The organism is Microvirga flavescens (assembly GCF_003290125.1).
GTDB classification, from domain to species: Bacteria; Pseudomonadota; Alphaproteobacteria; order Rhizobiales; family Beijerinckiaceae; genus Microvirga; species Microvirga flavescens.
In genome coordinates, this window is record NZ_QMKH01000005.1 from 202,659 (window position 1) to 221,972 (window position 19,314).

Consider the following 19,314-nt stretch of genomic DNA (forward strand, 5'->3'; position numbering starts at 1 on the left):
CTCCTCAACGGGTCTTCACGCGCGCGACGAGAAGCCGCGCGAGCACGAGAACGGCGAACGTCACGAGGAACAGAATGCAGCCCAGGGCCATCAGCGCGTTGAGCTGGAGGCCGATGGCCTCGTTAAACTCGTTGGCGATGCGCGATGCGATGGTCGAGCCCGGATCGAACAGGGAAGCCGACAGGCGGTTGGCATTGCCGATGACGAAGGTGACCGCCATCGTCTCGCCGAGGGCGCGGCCAAGTCCGAGCATGACCGCGCCGATGATGCTCACGCCCGCCTGCGGCACGAGCACATGGCGCACGACCTCCCAGGTGGTGCAACCGATGCCATAGGCGCTCTCACGCAGGATCGTCGGAATCTGATCGAGAATATCGCGCGTTACTGACGCGATGAACGGGATGATCATGATGGCGAGGATGATGCCGGCGGTCAGCACGCCGACGCCCGAGGGCACGCGCGAATAGAGAATGGTGCCGAAGACCGGAAGCCCTTCGACGATCTTCGAGACCGGGATCTGGACGAACTTTGCAAAGAGCGGCGCGAAGACGAAGAGACCCCACATGCCGTAGATGATGCTGGGGACGGCAGCGAGAAGCTCAATGGTGGTCGAAACCGGGCGGCGCAGCCATGCTGGACAGAGCTGGGTGAGGAAGATCGCGATGCCGATGGAAATCGGAACGCCGATCACGAGCGCGATCACAGCCGTGGTGAGCGTGCCGATGATGGCGACGAGAGCGCCATACTGATCCCTCTGCACATCCCAGACGCTGGAGGTGATGAAGCTGGGGCCGAACTCGATGAGCGCGGGAAGGCCGCCATGGATCATCGATCCGATGATGCCCGCGAGGACGATGAGGACGAGAAGGGCCGAGCCCAGGCTCGCGAGGCGAAAGATCTTATCGAAACCAGACTGGTTCGAGCGGCGCGAGGGACGATCCATGCTCATCATGAACTGCTTCTGAGAGACAGCCACCATCGCCGATCACTCCCGTGGGATCTAGAGCATGGTTGGGCCACGAAAAGGCAGCGCCGTCCATGCAAAGCCGATACGCTTTTGAGAAGGCGCGGCCCCGAGAGGAGCCGCGCCCTTTCTCAAATTACTTCTTGAAGACCGGCTGACCCGCCTTGTCCTTGATCTCGGCCCAGCTGGCGCGGACCTGATCCTTCACGGCGGCGGGAAGCGGCACGTAGTCGAGCTCGACCGCCTGATTGTCACCCTTGTTGAAGGCCCAGTTGAAGAACTTCAGGGCCTCGGCCACCTGCTCCGGCTTCTCCGGGTTCTTGTAGACGAGGATGAAGGTCGGAGCCGTGATCGGCCAGGCATCGTCGCCCGCCTGGTTGGTGAGCGAGATGCCAAAGCCCGGGGCGGCCTTCCAGTCGGCGCCGGCGGCGGCAGCCTGGAACGTCTTGGACTCAGGAGAAACGAACTTGCCGTTCTTGTTCTTGAGCTGCGCATAAGGAATGGCGTTCTGCTTGGCGTAGGCGTATTCCACGTAGCCGATGGAGTTCGGCACCTGCTTCACGAGCGCGGCAACGCCCTCGTTGCCCTTGCCGCCCTGACCCGCCGGCCACTGCACCGAAGCGCCAACGCCGGGGCCGGCCTTCCAGGCATCGGAAACCTGCGACAGATAGGTCGTGAACACGCTGGTGGTGCCCGATCCGTCGGAGCGGTAGACCGGGGTGATCGTCGCGTCGGAGAGCTTCACACCCGCGTTGATCTGCGCGATCTTCGGGTCGTTCCACTTGGTGATCTTGCCGTTGTAGATGTCGGCGAGAACGTCGCCCGTCAGCTTGAGCTGGCCGGAAGTCACGCCATCGATGTTATAAACAGCGACGACGCCGCCCATGACCGTCGGAAACTGGACGAAACCATCTTTCTCGAGCTCTTCGCCCTTGAGCGGAGCATCGGTGGCGCCGAAATCGACCGTCTTGGCGCGGATCTGGCGAATGCCGCCGCTCGAACCGATGGACTGGTAGTTGAGACGATTTTCCGTCTCTTTCTGATAGGCTTCAGCCCACTTTGCGTAGATCGGGAACGGGAAGGTCGCACCGGCACCGGTGATTTCGGCGGCTTTGAGCGGGCTCGACAGCGAGGCGACGGCCAGACCGGCCACCAATGCATAGGACATGAATTTCACGGAACGTCTCCCTTTATCATCAAACAGACGCGGCAGGCAGTCCGGGACCGCTGTGGTTAGGCATGCCGCTCCGGTGAGGAGCGCTAAACCCTTGCCATGTCGGGTCTACGACGGTTGGATGACACTTGGATGACAACAGCGCGGACCCAAGATTGGTTCGGCGTTATTGAACCCCGCGAACCATTGATTTATCCTCTTTTCAAAGGTTCTCACAGGGAGATCGGCCGGACGTTGTCGAAGCTCGTACAGGTTGCAAGTGGCATCATATCAATGTCTCCCCTCTTCCCCTGACTCGCTGTCAAAATGAATCTTCCCATTCAAACAACCGAAACTGCGTACTTTCCGAGCGACGGCGGCGAGTTTGGGGCGCTGATCCGATCCTTCGATTGGTCCAAGACAAGCCTGGGCGCCATCGAGAGCTGGCCTCAAAGCCTACGCTTAATCGTCGAATTCATGCTGGACTCTCCCGCCCCAATCGCCGTGCTCTGGGGTGCGGACGGCTCCATGATCTACAATCACGCCTATTCGGTCGTGGCGGGCAAACGGCATCCCGAACTCCTCGGCAAATCGGTGGTGGAAGGGTGGCCTGAACTGGCTTCTTTCAACCGCAATGTCATGAATGTCGGTCTGACGGGTGGAGCGCTCTCTTACCGAGATCACCATCTCGTTCTCTACCGCAATGGCGTCGCTGAGGACGTTTGGATGGATCTGAACTTCAGCCCCATTCGGGATGACGAAGGAATACCCCGAGGCGTACTCGCCATCGTAACCGAAGCCCGCGCCGAAACCGATGCGCTGGAAGCCAGGTTCGAAGAGCGCACCCGGGAGCGCGATACGTTGTGGCGCGTATCGCGTGATCTTTTCTGCGTTTTCGATGAGAACAGCATCTACCTAAGCGTCAATCCGGCATGGACAGAGGTTCTCGGGTATGAACCGGAAGAACTTCTCGGCCTTTCTTATCTGAACCTTTCCCATCCTGACGATGTGCCGAGACTCATCAAAGCCTTCGATGTTCTCGTGCATGATGGTATCGTCTATATCGATCTGCGCGTCCGTCATAAAAACGGATCTTATCGCGAGTTCAGTTGGACCACCATTGCGGAAGGTGGTTTGTTTTACGCGTATGGTCGCGACATCACCGTTCGCAAGGAGCTTGAAGAGCAGCTTCGCCAGTCGCAGAAGATGGAAGCGATCGGGCAACTGACTGGTGGGATCGCACACGACTTCAACAATCTTCTGACAGGCATCATTGGCTCCCTGGAGCTGATGGAAACCCGCATGTCGCAAGGGCGACTCGAAAATATCGAGCGGTATATTTCAGCAGCCATGTCTTCGGCCAATCGCGCCGCTTCCTTGACGCATCGTCTGCTTGCATTCGCGCGCCGGCAGCCACTCGCTCCGAAACCGGTAGATTTGAGCCAGCTCGTCGCATCGATGGAAGATCTCGTGCGACGCACGACAGGCGAGACCATTGAAGTCGAGCTCGCTTGTGCGGAAGACCTGTGGCTGACGCTGTGTGACCCCAACCAGCTTGAGAATGCGCTTCTCAACCTTGTCATCAACGCGCGGGACGCCATGTCCGACGGCGGCAAGCTTACCATTAGCACCGCCAATACGGTTCTCAACAGCAGTTTCATCTCAACCCACCGCGACAGAGCACAGGGCGAGTATGTCACGCTTTGCGTCTCCGATACGGGAACAGGCATGCCTCCGGAAACGGTGGCGCGCGCATTCGATCCGTTCTTCACCACGAAACCGATAGGCCAAGGCACGGGCCTCGGGCTTTCGATGGTCTATGGCTTCGCCAAGCAATCGGAAGGACAGGTCATCATCAATTCCGAAGTCGGCGAAGGAACATCGGTCCGCATTTTCCTCCCGCGTTACCAGGGTGCAGCCGAAACAGTGCAAATGCCCGTGACGGAGCTTCCGACCCCGAAGATCGAGCACGATGAGATCGTTCTTGTCGTTGAGGACGAGCCAGTGGTGCGCGCGCTTATCGTCGACGTTCTTCAGGATCTCGGCTACCGCGCCCTGCAGGCGCCGGACGGCCCATCCGGGCTGAAGCTCCTCGAGAGCGCAAGCCGTATCGATCTACTCGTCACCGATATCGGCCTGCCAGGCATGAACGGGCGACAACTTGCGGACCATGCGCGCAAGCAGCGCCCAGGTCTGAAGATCCTGTTCATCACAGGCTATGCCGAGAACGCCGCCATCGCCTCCGGATTCCTCGAGCCTGGCATGGAGATGATTACGAAGCCGTTCCCGATCGAGGCCATCGCTTCGCGCATTCGCGAGATGATCGAGCGCGGGTGAGCGCTCATGCCGCGGGCGGCGCCACCTGCGGCAGCTGCACCTTGAAGAGAGCCCCCTGCCCGACTTCGCTCTCGATGGTCAATTGCCCGCGATGGCGATTGACGATGTGCTTGACGATGGCGAGGCCAAGCCCTGTTCCGCCCTTCTGGCGGCTTTGCACTACATCGGCGCGATAGAAGCGTTCCGTCAGCCTCGGCAGATGCTCCGGGGCGATGCCCGGGCCGTAATCCCTGACGGAAAACTCAACCTGCGAACGCTCGGCATTCTCTTTGAGAAGAACATCGACGCGGCCGCCGCTCTCGCCGTACTTCACGGCGTTCTCGATCAGATTTTCCGTCACGCGGAGAAGCTCATCCCGATCTCCCAGAACAATGACTGGTTCGGGCGGCAGGTCTGCCGCAATCACCACGCCGCTCTCTTTCGCGATGGGGGAGAGCGTGTCGATCATATGTGTGACGATGGAGCGAAGATCGACGGCGGCGCTCGGCGGCACGTGGGCACGCAGCTCGATTCGGGAAAGTGACAACAGATCATCGATCAGGCGCGTCATGCGTTGGGCCTGCTCGCGCATGACCTCGAGAAACCGGTCGCGCGCGGCGGGATCGTTTCGCGCCGGTCCCTGCAAGGTTTCGATGAAGCCGAGCAGCGATGCCAATGGCGTGCGCAATTCGTGGCTCGCGTTGGCGACGAAATCGACGCGCATGTGTTCGAGCCGCCGCGCGGATGTCAGATCGCGAAAGAAGAGGACGACGCCGAGGCGCGTGTCGGCCTGCTGCGCATCGTCCTGCAACGGGCTTGCATGCACCTCGAAGGCCCGCTCAGCGGGAACGCGCTCCGAATACTCGGTCTTCAAGGGCTCGCCCGTTTCGAGAACGGTGTCGATAGCACCCAAGACATCAGGACTGCGCAACGCAAAGGAGAGCGGCTGCATGGTCCGCAGGCCCGGAAGCAGCGCCTTGGCCGCCTCGTTTCCTTCGATGACGATAGCGCGGCGATCGACCAGGATCACCGGATCGGGAATGTGGGAGAGCAAGGTGTCGGCCACCCCGAAATGCCCGGCGCCATCGTTGTAGCGATGAGCAGTGTGATCGCCCTGTCGCAAGACGCCTTCCACGACAACGATGAGAACCAGGGCGCCCAATGCAGCAAGCGCGATCCAGAGGATGTCGGGACCCCGCCACACCATGGCCCCGCCAACGAGAATGCCGGTGATCACCGCTCCACGGATCGCCGCTCCGAGGCCGGAGCGCCGTGCCGACCTGTCTGGAGGAAGGAATGCGAAAGGAGCGATCATGGCGGAAACGAAACTCGGTTGGACACGGCCCGCCGAAAGATCACGCGGCGCGGAACCGTTCGGCGTTCTTAATCTCGGCGAAAGCACGCCCGGAAGGCGGCCTCCTGAAGAAGAAGTTATTATAACCTAACCGCATGAAGGATCGATGTCGTCAGGTTCGAGGGACTTTTGCGCGGCCCGCAATCGGTTGCGAATTTCATATGCTCCGAGCAGCGCGAGGGCCGCCACGAAAGGCACGAGATAGTAACAGAGTCGATAGAGCAGCAGCGCCCCCAGCACCGGCTCGCGCGGGTATTGCGAGAGGGCGAGCAGGATCGTCGCTTCGAATACGCCAAGCCCACCGGGAGCATGGCTTGCCACGCCGAACATCACGGCAAAGATGTAGACTGCGAGGAAGGTCTCGAAGCTGAGATTATGCCCTCCCGGCAGCAGCACGAAGAGGACACCGGCGCCCGCGCAGACATCGCCTGCTCCGATCAGCATCTGTGCGGCGGACAGCCGGAAGCCCGGCAGCTCCAACCGCCAGCCTTGAATGCGAACGATGCGCCTTTGCAACGAGACCCAGGCCAGATAGGCAACCACCAGCCCGCCCGAAACAAGGCCGATCAACTGGTTGAAACGGGTATTGGAATAATAGACGAGATTGGCAACGTCATCCGCACTGCCGATCATGCTCCAGGCGAGAATGAGCGCCATGCCGAGCCAGAAGGTCACGCCGGCGATAACCGTCAAGCTCGCGATCCGCCCCGGCCCGACGCCCTTCGCCCCGTAGATCCAGTACCGGACAGTCCCCGCCGTCAACAGCGGGAAGCCCAAGGTGAAACTGACGGCATAACTGGTGAAGGAGGCGAGTGCGGTCGTGCGGTACGGCACGTTCAACTTCAACTGCCTGAGCGCCAGAGCATCGTAACAGGTGAGAAGGCTGTAACTGACCATCGTCAGGAGGATGGCGAGCCCGATCTGGCGGGCGCTGGCCGCCGTGAAGGCCGAGCGCAATTCCGCCACGTCCATGCCTGAAACGATATGCCAGAGCACGACGACCGACACGGCGAAGATCACAAGGCTGGCGGCGGTGCCCACCCATGCAAAGCGGCGGCGCGCACGCAAGGCGTGGCCGTCAGCGGTCTCGGCGTCCTTCAGAGGAACCGGATTGGGACTCGTGTCGTTCATGCGAAAGAAAAGCTACCTTGTTCGACCTGTCCGGCTCCAACGCCTGCCCGCATCTAAGGACTCCCGGACCGATCCGCCAGAGGCCAGCACCCAATACAACCCTCCATAGGCAAGAACCACCGTTTGACTAGGGAAAGTCACAGGTTAAAGTTGTATTTGTAGCGCTTCCTGGTCGAATTGTCCGGATCTCCTCCCGAGGCATGGGACCGAGAACCTTGAGGTCGTGCGTGGCAGTTACAGAGAACGACACCCGATTTTCTCACTTCGCGGACAGCTTGCCGCAGATCGTTTGGATGAGCGATCTGTACGGATCCTATACTTTTCTCAATCGGAAATGGGCCGAGTTCACGGGCCTCGACGAGCGCGATGCGCTTGGCATGAAGTGGATCCACGCCGTTCATCCGGATGAGGCGCAATCCGTCCTGAAAGCCTGGAAGCAGGCTGTGGCCTCGGGCGCTCAATACGAGGCGGAACTTCGTCTCAGGTCTTCGAAGGGTTCGTATTCCTGGTTCCTCTGCCGCGCCCTTCCCGAGCGGGACGCCGCGGGTGGCATCGTCGGCTGGTCCGGCACCTATACCGACATCGAAGCACAGAAAAGAACCGAGGAAACCCTTCGCCGGACCGGTGAGCAGCATCGCCTGGCCCTCGAGGCAGCGGAGCTCGGCACCTGGAGCATCAACATCGGAACCCGCACCGTGACCTGGGATGCGCAAGCCTGCCGGCTTTTCGGCGCGCCGTCCGACAGCCTCCTCGGCATTCTCGTCGATAGCACCTACGACAACATTCACCCCGACGACCGCGCGCGGGTGCGAAGCCGCGTTGCATCCGCGCAGTCTCCAGGGTCCGATGGGCATTATTGCGAGGAGTTCCGCATCATAAAACCGGACGGCACCACGCGTTGGATCCGCTCGGACGGGCATGTGACGTTTGCCGGAGAGGGCGCGAACCGCCATGCCGTCACCATGTCGGGCATCTGCGTCGATGCCACCGAGCGGCGCGCAGCGCAGGAGGCCCAGCAGCTTCTGACCCGCGAATTGACGCATCGGGTCAAGAACCTCTTCGCCATTACCAGCGGCCTTGTTTCGATGACGGCGCGCACCGCACGGGACCCGCAGCAGATGGCAGACGCCCTGCGCGGGCGGCTCGCGGCCCTGTCGCGGGCCCATGAGATTGTCCGCCCACCCCTCGGCCCGGAATACGGACCGCCCCGCACGGCGACCAGCTTCGCGCGGCTGATCGAGGCAATCGTTGCACCATACAAACAGGAGGGCGGCGACCGCATCGTCGTCGGGGGACCCGAGGTCGAGGTCGCAGGTAACGCGATCACGAGCCTCGCCCTCGTGTTGCACGAATTGACGACCAATGCCGCGAAGTATGGTTGCCTTTCGACGCCAACCGGCAGGCTCTCTGTGAGATGGGACGTCGCGAACGATACGGTCTCCCTGCTCTGGACGGAAACGCATGGCCCCGGCGTGACGGCTCCCCCCTCTTTCGAAGGTTTCGGCCATCATCTTGCGCAGCGGAGCATCGGCGGACAACTGGGCGGCACCCTCGAACATGATTGGCGCCCGGAGGGTCTTGTCGTGCGCATGACCTTGCCGCTCGCCCGCCTTTCCCATAAAGCGCCGTGACCTGTTCGAGGATCGGAGCTTTTTGAGACATGGCCAGTCACAGCATCGCGCCATCCTCACGCCGTGTGCTGGTGCTGGGAGGCGCCCGTTCCGGCAAGAGCCGGATCGCCCAGGAGCTGGCGGAGAAGAGCGGTCTCGAGCTGCTTTATGTGGCGACGGCTCAGGCATGGGATGACGAGATGCGCGAGCGCATCGCCCATCACCGCACCACGCGCGACGAGAGGTGGTCGACGCATGAAGAGCCTCTTCATCTCGCGGATGCCTTACGCCTGCAGACACGCGCATCGCGCGTCGTCCTCGTCGATTGCCTGACCCTCTGGCTGTCCAACGTCATGCTGGCGGCGCATGACCTCGACGCCGTTCTGTCGGACCTTGAGGCCGCTGTCACCGCCGCATCCGGGCCCCTGATCCTCGTCTCGAATGAGGTCGGCCAGGGGATCGTTCCCGATACGGAACTGGGGCGCACCTTTCGGGATGCGCAAGGCCGCCTCAACCAGCGCATGGCCGCCCTTTGCGAAACGGTGATCCTTGCCGCTGCCGGCTGCCCGCTGGTCATTAAGCCAACGCCCGCGCTGAACGTGCCCTTGGCGTGAGCGCGCCGCGATAGAGCATGATCAGAACAAGTGGGAACCGGTTGTTCGCCCGGATCATGCGATCTCAAGAATAAGAATTAGACTTTGATCGGTTCAATTTGAAACGATCAAAGTCTAGAGACGCTCGTCAGTGGACCTTCGCCCTGATTTCCCGTCCCAGGGCTTCGATGGTGGCGGGTGTCGATGGGCCGCCGCAGATCGGAAGGTTGCCTGCAATGGCAAGGCGTTTTCCCGCAGGTACGGCTTTCGTCAAAGCAGGATGGATGAACAGCGCAGAGCCGTTATCGACGGCGCGGCTCAGCCCTTCATCCACGAAAATGTAGTCCGGCGGAACGGAGACGATGTTTTCGAGCCGCGTCATGCCGCCCTGCTGCAGGCCGATCTTCTCCTGATGCAGTTTGAACCCCATGTGACGCAGGATTTCGCCCATGAGGGAATCGGTCGCCGGCACCCAACCACCGCGATAATAAACCAGCACGCTACGCCCTGAAGGCACGATGTCCTTTGTTCGCGCCAGCGCCGCGTCGATCTCGGCAATCAGTTTCTCACCTCGCTCGGGGTGGCCGACGCGCCGCGCGAGTTCACGGACCTGCTCGCGCCCATGTTCGAGGTTTCGCCAGGGATCGAGTGTCAGCACCTCGAAGCCCTGGCGCCGGAGAAGCTCCGTCGCCGCCTGTTGGCCGAACGGCCCCGCAAGAACGAGGTCCGCCTTGCTGAAGAGAACGGCCTCCGCCGTTCCGGAATTCAAGGGGATGTTGCCGACCCGATCAGCAAAAAAAGAGATCGAGCGATCTTTCGCGAGGCGGCTCAGGGATACGATCTGCTCCCGGTCCGCCAGAGCCAGAAGCAATTGGTCGGTGCAGAGATTGATCGAGGCTATCCTTTGCGGGCGCGCCTCAGCCAAGGCCGCGCCGAACCCTGGAGCCAGCATGGCGAGAAGAAGCCCTGCAAGGAACCTTTGGATAGGGAGTTGCAGCATCGAAGAGGAGCCTCTAAGGAAACGCCATTGACGTTGGTGCCCCGATGAACGGGGTGAAACGGGAACACGGTGCGGATGTTTCATCCAATTCCGTGGCTGCCCCCGCAACTGTAAGCGGCGAGCGGCGATCCTTCATGCCACTGATGCTCCAAGCGCGGCAAGCGCAAGAGCATACGGGAAGGCGGATCGCCGCAATGACCCGCGAGCCAGGAGACCGGCCTGCGTCGCCATTCACGCCATGTTCCGCCGGCGGGGCGGACAGGAGATCTCTATGTTCAAGTCTTCGGCTCGCGCTCTCGCAGCGGGCGTTTCCCTGTGGGCCATCCAGTCCGGCATCGCCCACGCCCAATCCGGCAATTCCCAAAATCAACCCGCAACGCTCGATGAAATCGTCGTGACGGCAACGCGCACGCCTATCGACATCACCAAGTCGGGCAGCGCCATCTCCGTGATCACGGCGGAGGAGATCGCAAAGGAATCGCCGCGAAGCATCACCGAGGTGCTGCGCCGCGTGCCCGGCCTTTCGATAACGGAGACCGGCGGCGCCGGCGGTGTGACGACCGTTCGCATTCGCGGCGCGGAAGCGCGCCACACCCTCGTTCTCATCGACGGCGTGCGCGTGAACGATCCCTCCACCGCTGCGGGTGAATTCGACTTCGCCAATCTCGTCGCGACCGATATCGAGCGCATCGAGGTTCTGCGCGGGCCGCAATCCGCCCTTTATGGATCGGACGCCATCGGCGGCGTCATCAATGTCATCACCCGCAAGGGTGAAGGCGCGCCGCGCTTCACGTTAAGCGCGGAGGGAGGCTCCTACGGCACCAAGGCGGCAAGGGCTGCTGTCTCCGGCAGCACGGAGCGCCTCTCCTATGCCTTCTCGCTGACCGGCTTCGATACGGCGGGCTTCTCGCGCTACGGCTATCGCATCGGACGCATCGAAAACACCCGCCTCTGGCCGCTCGAGTCGGACAGCGCCCAGCGCCTCGGCGCATCGGGCCGCGTCGGCATCAAACTGACACCGGATGTCGAGCTCGAGTTCGGCGGTTATGCGAGCTACAACGGCGCGCAATACGACGCAGCGTTCGGTGACTTTCCCGACACGCCCTCGCAATCGCAGCAGCGGCTGTTCGAGGGTCATTCCCGCCTCACGGCCTATGCGTTCGACCGCGCCCTGCGGAACACGTTTACGGTGTCGGGTTCCCGCACCAACCGCAATTACCGCGACGTGAGCTATTTCGGCTTTCCGCTTTCAACGTCCTGGATGCGGAGCGGCTACACCGGCGACAGCATCGCGGCGGAATATCAGGGCGATCTCAATCTCAACACCTTCGGCCTTTTGACCTTCGGCGCGAAGATCGAACGCGACAGCCTCGTCTCGACCTCACGCGATGTTGTGCCGTTTCCGACACCGACCACGGAGACAAACGACGTCGCGCAGACGACGCGCTCGCTCTTCGCCCAACATCAGATCACGGTTTTCGAGAACCTGCGGCTCACCTTCGGCGGGCGGCTGGATGATATCGAGAACGGCGACAGCTTCGCCACCTGGCGCACCACGGCGGCCTATGATGTCGCCAACACCGGCATGACGTTGCGCGCGAGCCTCGGCACGGGCGCGAAGGCGCCGAGCCTGTTCCAGCAGTTCGACCCCAGCTACGGCACGCCGAACCTCGAGGCCGAGCGCTCGGTCGGCTTCGACATCGGCGTCGATCAGCGTTTGATGAACGATCGGCTGACGCTCTCGGCGACCTTCTTCGCCAACCGTTTCCGCAACCTCATCGACTTCGCGTTCGATCCCGATACCTGCGCGCCGAACCAGGCCTTCGGCTGCTACCTCAACATCGCCCGCGCGCGCAGCACAGGTGTCGAGCTGTCGGCGGACATGGACATCGTGCCCTCCTTCCTTCGCATGAAGGCCGTTTACACTCACACAGACGCCTTCGACCGTGAAACCGATCAACGCCTTGCGCGCCGGCCCGCGGATGAGGGACGCCTCGGCCTGATCTTCACGCCGGCACAAGGGCTTTCCATCGAGCCGGCCATCATTTTCGTCGGCACGCGCTATTCGACGACGGGCCAGCAGGACAAGCTGCAGGCTTACGCGCGCTTCGATGTCTATGCCGACTACAAGATCAACGAGACGTTCAGCCTCTATGCGCGCGCCGAAAACCTGACGGATACCCGTTATCAGGATGTCTACAATTACGGCACGACAGGCCGCGCCTTCCATGCGGGCCTGCGCGCCACCTGGTAAACCGGCCTCACAGAACTTTTAAAGGCGTCGCGGATACCGAAATATCCGCGGCGCCTTTTTTCGTTTTGGGGCAGATTTGCCGCGCGGCGCAACGCCTCACGTCGATGGGTGGCGGTTCGTCGCAACAGCACCTTTGCCATAGTTTCACACCCAAACCGGCCCATTCTGGACACATCCCGCCTCCAGGAAATCCCCCGAGTTGAAATCAAAACGGACCGCACACCCGCTTCGCGGCGACGCGGCCACCCTTGGGGATTCTTCCGCATGACTGTCGAACTGACGGCGTCTCACGACGCTTGCCAGGCCTCAGCCTATGCCGCATCGAACGGCACCGCTCTCTGGCTCCAAGCGCGTTTTCCGAAACGGCAGCACTCTCTCTCCCATCATCAAACACTCCTTCGGTTGACCGCGAGCATCGGCGTCAGCGTCATACTGACTTTCGCGACCGCTTCGTCCGCGAAAGCGCCTGCATCCCTCTTTCAGGAGAATGGCGGCGACATCGAAACCGTCGACGACACTTTTACAGCAGCACGTATCGCCCTGCGCGGCGGAATGGCTCTTGCTGAACTCACCGCGAGAGCGGTCTCAATCGAACCCGCATCGGTTCACCTGGTGAAAGAACCCGATCCGCTGCAGAGCATCGCTCCTCCCACGCCCGCCGAAAACGATGGCCTGCAAATGCAGATTATCCGCTCGAAAGCCCCGAACGGCATCGAGCGGACATCCTCCACCGATGCGGTATCGCGCGACGGGGAAACCTGCATTCAGTTCGAGGGGCGCTGTGTGCCGCGCTGGCTCGTGGATACGATTACCCGCGCCGCCGACAAAGTCGGTGTCGACCCTGTTTACATGATGGCGCTCGCCGACAAGGAATCGAGCTTCATCCCCACCGCGAAGGCTGGAACATCATCAGCCACGGGGTTGTTTCAGTTCATCTCCTCCACATGGCTTCAGGCCATTCGCGAATTCGGCCCTGCGCACGGACTGACGTTGCAGGCCGGCGCGATTCAACCCGCCGACGGCCAGCTTGCGATCGAGGACGATGCGATGCGCGAGCACATTCTCGGATTGCGCAAGAACGCCTATATCGCCGCGCTCATGGCTGCAGAGATGACCAAGCGCGATCGCACCCTGATCGAAAGCAGGCTCGGTCGCCCCATCACTCGCTCGGAATTCTACTTTGCGCATTTCTTTGGCGTGGACAGCGCGAGCCGCTTCATGCGCCTCGTGGACAACAAGCCGAAGCAGAGCGCGCCGCGCGTGTTCCCAGCCGCCGCGAAAGCCAACCGCACGCTGTTCTTCAAGAAGGCCGGACGCAAGACGCGTCAGCTGACGCTCGCCGAAGTCTACGACAAGATCGACGGAATGATCGACAGAAAGCTCGATGTCTACGAAGACGTGACATCACTCGCCCGGGAGCAAGAGCGGACGGTGGCCTCCGACATCTAGAGTGCGATACTAAAAACGAGGGCTTGCCTGCCGGATTCGTATGATCATTCGGCTTTGGCCTCTTCCGGCTTCTTCTCCTCCGCATCGGCATCCGGCTGACTTTCCGCGCGCGTGCTCAGACCCGCCGTCGCGGGACTGATCGGAGCGATATCGACGAAACCGCCCTTCCGTGCCGGACGGCTTTGAATGCGAATGCGGATCGCGATGAAGACCGTCAGGATGGACATGACGACGGCGGAGTAAATAAAGAGCCCGCCCGGACCGAGCCGATCCATCGCGAACGCGCCGAGAAGCGGACCGATGGTCACGCCCGCCGCCCAGGAGAACAGGAGGCTGCTCACCGTCGAAATGATCTGATCCGGCTCCACAAGATCGCAGGCATGGGCCGCGCAGACGGAGTAGATGCAGAGCGCGAGGCCACCCCAGGCCGCGAAGGTGAAGATGATCAGGCCGGGCGGCGCATAGATGCTGGCGAAAAGAATGAGCAGCGAGAGCAGCGTGGTGCCCGCGGCCAGTCCGCCGATCACGTAACGCCGGTCGAAGCGGTCGGAAATCCAGCCCATCGGCCACTGCAGCAACAGGCTGCCGGCCTGCAACGCGAAGAGAAGCGCCGCGGCCTGGTCCTGACTGAGGCCGATGCTCGTGCCGAAGACCGGCGTGATGGCGATCACCGGGCCGTTGGCGAGGCCGACGACGAAGGCGCCGACGATGGCGGACGGCGCAACGGCGAAAAGCCCCTTGATCTTGACCTTGACGCCAAGCGGTGGAGGCGGCTCCTCGGTGCGCGTTGCGGAAATAGGCAGGAGCGACAGGCACATCATGGCGGCGACCATCATGAACAGGCCATCGCTCCGGATGTCACCAAGGCCGATGCCGAGCGGCGACAGCATCAGGGCGATCTTCGTCGCAACCATGTAGATCGACAACGTACGCCCGCGATGGCTGCTGGTTGCGCGCGCGCTGATCCAGCCATCCGTGACAGTAAAGATGCAGGCGAGCGTCGCGCCATTGAGCATTCGTAAGACAACCCACGCGCCGGTCGAGTTCGCCTGCGTCATCGCGAGAATGAGAACCGCGGCCAGTGCGGCAAGGCTGGCAAAGGCCCGGATGTAGCCGATGCGCCGGATGAATGCGGGAGCCACGAAGCAGCCGGTCGAAAACCCGAGACCGTAGCCCGCCGCCACAAGGCCGATGGACGAAATGGACAAGCCCTCCGCCTGCATGCGCAGCGGCAGCAGCGCCTGCAGAAGGCCATTTCCCGCCTGCAGCAACGTCGTTGCGACGGTAATCGTCCAGATAAGGGAGAGAGATGAGCCCAAGATGGAATACGAAGAAAGAATCGTCGGGAGCGCCGGTCCCGATCATAGAGACGGCAGATAGCCAGATAGATCAAGAGCCGCGGCGAGGCCCGCGGCTCTTTTCAGGTTGATGGCAGAAACGAACGGAAAATCGTGGGTCGCACGGTTAAGGCGCGCAGTCGCGCCATGCTTTCCTGTCGGCGGAACCACGCGAGAAGCTTGAGAACAGATAATACCCGTTGAAGCGCACCCCGGTTTCGGCGGCCTTGGAATCGAAGCCGAACGGCACGCCGCGCATGGAATCGACGCGGCCTTCGAAAGCCCAGTGAGGCTCGGCCAGGAACCGAGGCACCGTGCGCGCCTCGGGCACGGCGCAAACCAGACCGTCAGGCCATTTGCTTCGGAAAAGGTTGTAGGAATCCATGACACTTCTCCCTGGCTATTCTTCTTATACGAAAGAACTAGAGGCAACACATGGCAAGAGTGTGACCCCGCAGCGCAAAGGTTGAGGCGGGATGGCGCAGGGGCGGCTCTCCTGATTAGGATAATGCGCCAGCCGGTTCAGGCTTGCCGAAATCATTTACATGAGGGTCCGCCAAGATGAGCATTCAGCAATCCGGAACGAGCCCATTGTGGCTCAGTCTCATGACAATCTTTTGTCTGTCCGCGCCCCAGGCGTCGGCGCAGACCCTCGCCCCCGCGCCGGAAGCGCCGACGGGGCGAACGACCAAGCCTTTCGTCACGACGACGCAGGACATGGTGGCCGCCGCCAATCCTCTCGCGGCGCAGGCCGGGCGCGAGATCCTCGCCGCCGGCGGCAGCGCCGCCGATGCGGCCGTGGCAGTGCAACTCGTGCTCAACCTTGTCGAACCGCAAAGCTCCGGCATCGGCGGCGGCGCGTTCATGGTGTTCTGGGACGGCACGACCATGACGACCCTCGACGGACGTGAGAAGGCTCCGGCTGCGGCCAAGCCTGAGCGCTTTCTCGGGCAAGACGGCAAGCCGATGAAGTTCTACGACGCCGTCGTCGGCGGACGCTCGGTCGGTGTTCCCGGAACGGTGAGGCTTCTGGAGGCTGCGCACAAGCGCTGGGGCAAGTTGCCGTGGAAGCAGGTGATCGAGCCCGCCGCGCGCCTTGCCGAAGAAGGCTTCACCATCTCGCCGCGCCTCAACGGGCTTCTGACCCAGGAGAAATATCTCCAGAACGACCCGACGGCCCGCGCCTATTTCTATGATGCCGACGGCAAGCCCAAGGCTGTCGGCACCGTTCTCCAGAACCCGGCCTTCGCGCGCACGCTGCGGACGCTCGCCGAGAACGGCGCGGATGCATTCTACTCCGGCGAGATCGCCGGCGACATCGTGACGACCGTCACCGGACACGCCACCAACCCGGGCGACATCACGCTGGAGGATCTCAAGGCCTACAAGGTCGAGGAACGCCCTGCGGTCTGCGGCCCCTACCGCACCTATAAGATCTGCGGCATGGGCCCGCCGAGCTCCGGGCAGATTGCGGTGCAGCAGATCCTCGGCATTATCGAGGGCCAGGACATGGCATCCCTGAAGCCGGGCCCCGAAGCCGCGCATTGGATCGCGGAAGCCGGTCGCCTCGCCTTCGCCGATCGCGCGCTCTATGTCGCCGATCCGGATTTCCTGAGCGTGCCGACCAAGGGCCTGACCGATGGCGGGTACATCAAGAGCCGCGCCGCCCTCATCGACCCTGCAAAGTCGATGGGTAAAGCCAAGCCTGGCGACCCGCCCTTCCAGAAAACCTTCCTCTGGGGCGCGTCCGACGGCATCGAATTCGGCACGAGCCACATGTCGATCGTCGACAGGAACGGCAACGCCGTGTCCATGACGACGACCATCGAGGACGGGTTCGGCGCACGGCTCATGACGAAGAGCGGATTTTTGCTCAACAACGAGCTGACCGACTTCTCCTTCGCGCCGCTGGAGGACGGCAAGCCCGTGGCGAACCGGGTCGAGGCTGGCAAACGCCCCCGCAGCTCCATGGCCCCGACCATCGTGCTCGACGGCAACGGCAAGCTTTACGCGGTGGTCGGCTCTCCGGGCGGCAGCCTCATCATCAACTACGTGGCCAAGACGCTGGTCGGCCTTCTGGACTGGAAGCTCGATCCGCAGGTCGCCGTCGATCTGCCGAATTTCGGCAGCCGCAACGGCCCGACGGAGCTTGAGGCTGGAACCGAAGCGGAGGCCTGGAAAGCGGGGCTTGAAGCGAAGGGCCACGAGGTCAAGCTGATCGACCAGAATTCCGGCATCCACGCCATCGTCGTCACCCCGGGCGGGCTCATCGGCGGCGCGGATAGCCGCCGCGAAGGGGTTGCCATCGGCAACTAAGACGAGCATCAAGCAATCCCCGTGGCAGCACGGGGATTGTTTCCAGAGGCCGATCCACGATCAGCCTCTGTTTCCTTTATTTGCCGCATGATCCGGGCGAACAACCGGTGCCCACTTGTTCTGATCATGCTTTGGGGAACTATCGAGAGATGTCGAAAAGATTTCTGGTCACGGGTGGCGCGGGTTTCATCGGTTCCGCCGTCGCGCGCATGCTGGTTCGCGAGACGCCCCATCAGGTGCTGGTGGTGGACAAGCTCACCTATGCCGGCAACCTCGACTCCCTGAAGCCGGTCGCCAACAGCCCGCGCTACAGGTTCGAGCAGGCGGACGTCGCCGATCTCGACCGCATGCGCGCGCTGGTCGAGGCCTATGAGCCCGATGTGGTGATGCATCTTGCAGCGGAAAGCCATGTGGACCGCTCCATCGACGGGCCGGGTGAATTCGTCCAGACCAACGTCGTCGGCACCTTCGCGCTGCTTCAGGCCGCCCTCGGCTACTGGCGGGGCCTCTCGCCGGAGCGGCAGGCCGCCTTCCGCTTTCACCACATTTCGACGGATGAAGTATTCGGCTCGCTTGGGGAGGAAGGCTTCTTCCACGAGGAATATCCCTATCAGCCGACCTCGCCCTATTCCGCCTCCAAGGCGGCGTCCGATCATTTCGTGCGGGCCTGGCATCACACTTACGGATTGCCGACCGTCGTCACCAATTGTTCGAACAATTACGGGCCCTATCACTTCCCGGAAAAGCTCATTCCGCTGATCATCCTCAACGCCCTCGAGGGGAAGCCCCTGCCCGTCTACGGCAAGGGCGAGAACGTGCGCGACTGGCTTTTCGTGGACGACCACGCGCGCGCCCTGATCCTCGCGGCGGAATGCGGCGAGCCCGGCGCGACCTATGCCATCGGCGGGCATAACGAGCGCAAGAACATCGATGTGGTGCGCGGGATCTGCGCCCTCATCGACGAACTCGCCCCCAATGCCGCCATCGGCCCGCGCGAGGCCCTGATCTCGTTCGTGACGGACCGGCCCGGGCACGACCTGCGCTATGCCATCGACGCCTCGAAGATCGAGCGGGAACTCGGCTGGCGGCCTGCGGAAACCTTCGAGACGGGGCTGCGCAAGACCGTGGAATGGTACCTTGAAAACCGTGACTGGTGGGAGCGGGTGCGCTCCGGCGTTTACCGCGGCGAGCGGCTTGGGATTGTGGCCTAGGCGCGATCTATGGCAGTGAGAGGCTATATTCTCACGTTCGATAAAAGAGGTTTGAAGGCGTGATTGAGGTCGAACCGACTGCGCTGCCCGAGGTCAAGCTGATCCGCACCAAGGCGTTTGCGGATTCGCGCGGGTTCTTCACCGAGACCTATAACCGGCAGGCCTTCGCCGCCGCCGGGATCATGGACGACTTCGTCCAGGACAACTTCTCCCTCTCGGTGGAACCGGGTACGGTTCGCGGGCTGCATTTCCAATCCGCCCCCTTCGAACTCGCCAAGCTGATGCGGGTGGGGCGCGGACGCATTCTCGATGTCGCCGTGGACCTGCGCCGCTCCTCGCCGACCTATGGCCGCCATGTGGCCGTGGAGCTTTCCGCCGAGAACCGGCTGCAGCTGCTCGTGCCCATCGGCTTCGCGCACGGGTTCTGCACCCTCGAGCCGAATTGCGAGGTTCACTACAAGGTCACCGCGCATTATTCCCCCGCGCACGACCTTGGTCTCGCCTGGGACGATCCTGCGCTCGGCATCGACTGGCCGGTTTCACCCGAGCGCGCCGTGTTGTCGGACAAGGACACGAAGCATCCGCGCCTTGCCGATCTTCCGGCTTACTTTCCATGAGCTGAGGCG

Annotated in this window: 15 protein-coding genes and 1 riboswitch; of the genes, 8 read left to right on the plus strand and 7 right to left on the minus strand. The window is 62.2% G+C overall.

Annotation, left to right across the window (positions count from 1 at the left end):
* Positions 1 to 4: 4 nt before the first annotated feature.
* On the minus strand, positions 5 to 943 hold the full coding sequence (pstC, locus tag DQW91_RS11755; RefSeq protein WP_425373397.1) for a phosphate ABC transporter permease subunit PstC: 939 nt from the start codon (positions 941 to 943) through the stop codon (positions 5 to 7).
* Positions 944 to 1,100: 157 nt separating this feature from the next.
* The gene (gene pstS / locus DQW91_RS11760; RefSeq protein WP_112663825.1) at positions 1,101 to 2,141 is read right to left on the minus strand and encodes a phosphate ABC transporter substrate-binding protein PstS; all 1,041 of its coding nucleotides are present in this window, start codon (positions 2,139 to 2,141) and stop codon (positions 1,101 to 1,103) included.
* A 453-nt stretch (positions 2,142 to 2,594) separates the two neighbouring features.
* On the opposite strand from pstS, the gene DQW91_RS11765 reads away from it, so the two are divergent.
* Positions 2,595 to 4,454, plus strand: coding sequence for a hybrid sensor histidine kinase/response regulator (locus tag DQW91_RS11765; RefSeq protein WP_245410999.1), 1,860 nt, complete (start codon positions 2,595 to 2,597; stop codon positions 4,452 to 4,454).
* Positions 4,455 to 4,458: 4 nt separating this feature from the next.
* On the opposite strand, the gene DQW91_RS11770 is transcribed toward DQW91_RS11765, so the two are convergent.
* Together DQW91_RS11770 and DQW91_RS11775 are read right to left on the minus strand one after the other, a co-directional pair.
* Entirely contained in the window at positions 4,459 to 5,748 is a 1,290-nt protein-coding gene (locus DQW91_RS11770; RefSeq protein ID WP_245411000.1) for an ATP-binding protein, read from the minus strand.
* 126 nt (positions 5,749 to 5,874) lie between these two features.
* Positions 5,875 to 6,918, minus strand: a complete 1,044-nt coding sequence (locus DQW91_RS11775) for a lysylphosphatidylglycerol synthase domain-containing protein (RefSeq protein WP_112663827.1) — start codon at positions 6,916 to 6,918, stop codon at positions 5,875 to 5,877.
* A 200-nt stretch (positions 6,919 to 7,118) separates the two neighbouring features.
* On the opposite strand from DQW91_RS11775, the gene DQW91_RS11780 reads away from it, so the two are divergent.
* Positions 7,119 to 8,549, plus strand: coding sequence for a sensor histidine kinase (locus DQW91_RS11780; protein WP_112663828.1), 1,431 nt, complete (start codon positions 7,119 to 7,121; stop codon positions 8,547 to 8,549).
* Between the two features lie 29 nt (positions 8,550 to 8,578).
* Entirely contained in the window at positions 8,579 to 9,142 is a 564-nt protein-coding gene (gene cobU / locus DQW91_RS11785; protein ID WP_112663829.1) for a bifunctional adenosylcobinamide kinase/adenosylcobinamide-phosphate guanylyltransferase, read from the plus strand.
* Positions 9,143 to 9,269: 127 nt separating this feature from the next.
* On the opposite strand, the gene DQW91_RS11790 is transcribed toward cobU, so the two are convergent.
* Positions 9,270 to 10,121: an ABC transporter substrate-binding protein gene (locus DQW91_RS11790; protein ID WP_245411002.1), complete on the minus strand. Its 852-nt coding sequence runs from the start codon at positions 10,119 to 10,121 to the stop codon at positions 9,270 to 9,272.
* 17 nt (positions 10,122 to 10,138) lie between these two features.
* Positions 10,139 to 10,358, plus strand: a riboswitch (cobalamin riboswitch).
* A gap of 34 nt (positions 10,359 to 10,392) precedes the next feature.
* Here DQW91_RS11790 and DQW91_RS11795 point away from each other — a divergent pair.
* Both DQW91_RS11795 and DQW91_RS11800 read left to right on the plus strand, forming a co-directional pair.
* Positions 10,393 to 12,375, plus strand: a complete 1,983-nt coding sequence (locus DQW91_RS11795) for a TonB-dependent receptor plug domain-containing protein (RefSeq protein ID WP_198411852.1) — start codon at positions 10,393 to 10,395, stop codon at positions 12,373 to 12,375.
* Positions 12,376 to 12,639: 264 nt separating this feature from the next.
* Entirely contained in the window at positions 12,640 to 13,824 is a 1,185-nt protein-coding gene (locus DQW91_RS11800) for a transglycosylase SLT domain-containing protein (RefSeq protein ID WP_112663830.1), read from the plus strand.
* Positions 13,825 to 13,868: 44 nt separating this feature from the next.
* On the opposite strand, the gene DQW91_RS11805 is transcribed toward DQW91_RS11800, so the two are convergent.
* Both DQW91_RS11805 and DQW91_RS11810 read right to left on the minus strand, forming a co-directional pair.
* Complete coding sequence (locus DQW91_RS11805; RefSeq protein ID WP_112663831.1) at positions 13,869 to 15,143, minus strand: MFS transporter; 1,275 nt, start codon at positions 15,141 to 15,143, stop codon at positions 13,869 to 13,871.
* 145 nt (positions 15,144 to 15,288) lie between these two features.
* Positions 15,289 to 15,546: a hypothetical protein gene (locus DQW91_RS11810; RefSeq protein WP_112663832.1), complete on the minus strand. Its 258-nt coding sequence runs from the start codon at positions 15,544 to 15,546 to the stop codon at positions 15,289 to 15,291.
* Between the two features lie 221 nt (positions 15,547 to 15,767).
* On the opposite strand from DQW91_RS11810, the gene ggt reads away from it, so the two are divergent.
* The 3 genes from ggt (at position 15,768) to rfbC (ending at position 19,305) form a co-directional block, all read left to right on the plus strand.
* Complete coding sequence (ggt, locus tag DQW91_RS11815) at positions 15,768 to 17,477, plus strand: gamma-glutamyltransferase (protein WP_245411003.1); 1,710 nt, start codon at positions 15,768 to 15,770, stop codon at positions 17,475 to 17,477.
* A 149-nt stretch (positions 17,478 to 17,626) separates the two neighbouring features.
* Positions 17,627 to 18,688 carry a dTDP-glucose 4,6-dehydratase gene (gene rfbB / locus DQW91_RS11820; RefSeq protein ID WP_112663834.1) on the plus strand — a complete coding sequence of 354 codons (1,062 nt, stop codon included), beginning with the start codon at positions 17,627 to 17,629 and terminating at the stop codon, positions 18,686 to 18,688.
* Between the two features lie 59 nt (positions 18,689 to 18,747).
* Positions 18,748 to 19,305 (plus strand): dTDP-4-dehydrorhamnose 3,5-epimerase, encoded by a 558-nt coding sequence (rfbC, locus tag DQW91_RS11825; protein ID WP_112663835.1) that lies wholly within the window; start codon positions 18,748 to 18,750, stop codon positions 19,303 to 19,305.
* Positions 19,306 to 19,314 lie beyond the last annotated feature (9 nt).

Coding starts and splice junctions, on each gene's coding strand:
- DQW91_RS11800 (WP_112663830.1), top strand. CDS start 12,640: ATGACTGTCGAACTGACGGCGTCTCACGACGCTTGCCAGGCCTCAGCC.
- DQW91_RS11810 (WP_112663832.1), bottom strand. CDS start 15,546: ATGGATTCCTACAACCTTTTCCGAAGCAAATGGCCTGACGGTCTGGTT.
- DQW91_RS11795 (WP_198411852.1), top strand. CDS start 10,393: ATGTTCAAGTCTTCGGCTCGCGCTCTCGCAGCGGGCGTTTCCCTGTGG.
- DQW91_RS11775 (WP_112663827.1), bottom strand. CDS start 6,918: ATGAACGACACGAGTCCCAATCCGGTTCCTCTGAAGGACGCCGAGACC.
- DQW91_RS11770 (WP_245411000.1), bottom strand. CDS start 5,748: ATGATCGCTCCTTTCGCATTCCTTCCTCCAGACAGGTCGGCACGGCGC.
- DQW91_RS11765 (WP_245410999.1), top strand. CDS start 2,595: ATGCTGGACTCTCCCGCCCCAATCGCCGTGCTCTGGGGTGCGGACGGC.
- rfbB (WP_112663834.1), top strand. CDS start 17,627: ATGTCGAAAAGATTTCTGGTCACGGGTGGCGCGGGTTTCATCGGTTCC.
- ggt (WP_245411003.1), top strand. CDS start 15,768: ATGACAATCTTTTGTCTGTCCGCGCCCCAGGCGTCGGCGCAGACCCTC.
- pstC (WP_425373397.1), bottom strand. CDS start 943: ATGGATCGTCCCTCGCGCCGCTCGAACCAGTCTGGTTTCGATAAGATC.
- DQW91_RS11780 (WP_112663828.1), top strand. CDS start 7,119: ATGGGACCGAGAACCTTGAGGTCGTGCGTGGCAGTTACAGAGAACGAC.
- DQW91_RS11790 (WP_245411002.1), bottom strand. CDS start 10,121: ATGCTGCAACTCCCTATCCAAAGGTTCCTTGCAGGGCTTCTTCTCGCC.
- cobU (WP_112663829.1), top strand. CDS start 8,579: ATGGCCAGTCACAGCATCGCGCCATCCTCACGCCGTGTGCTGGTGCTG.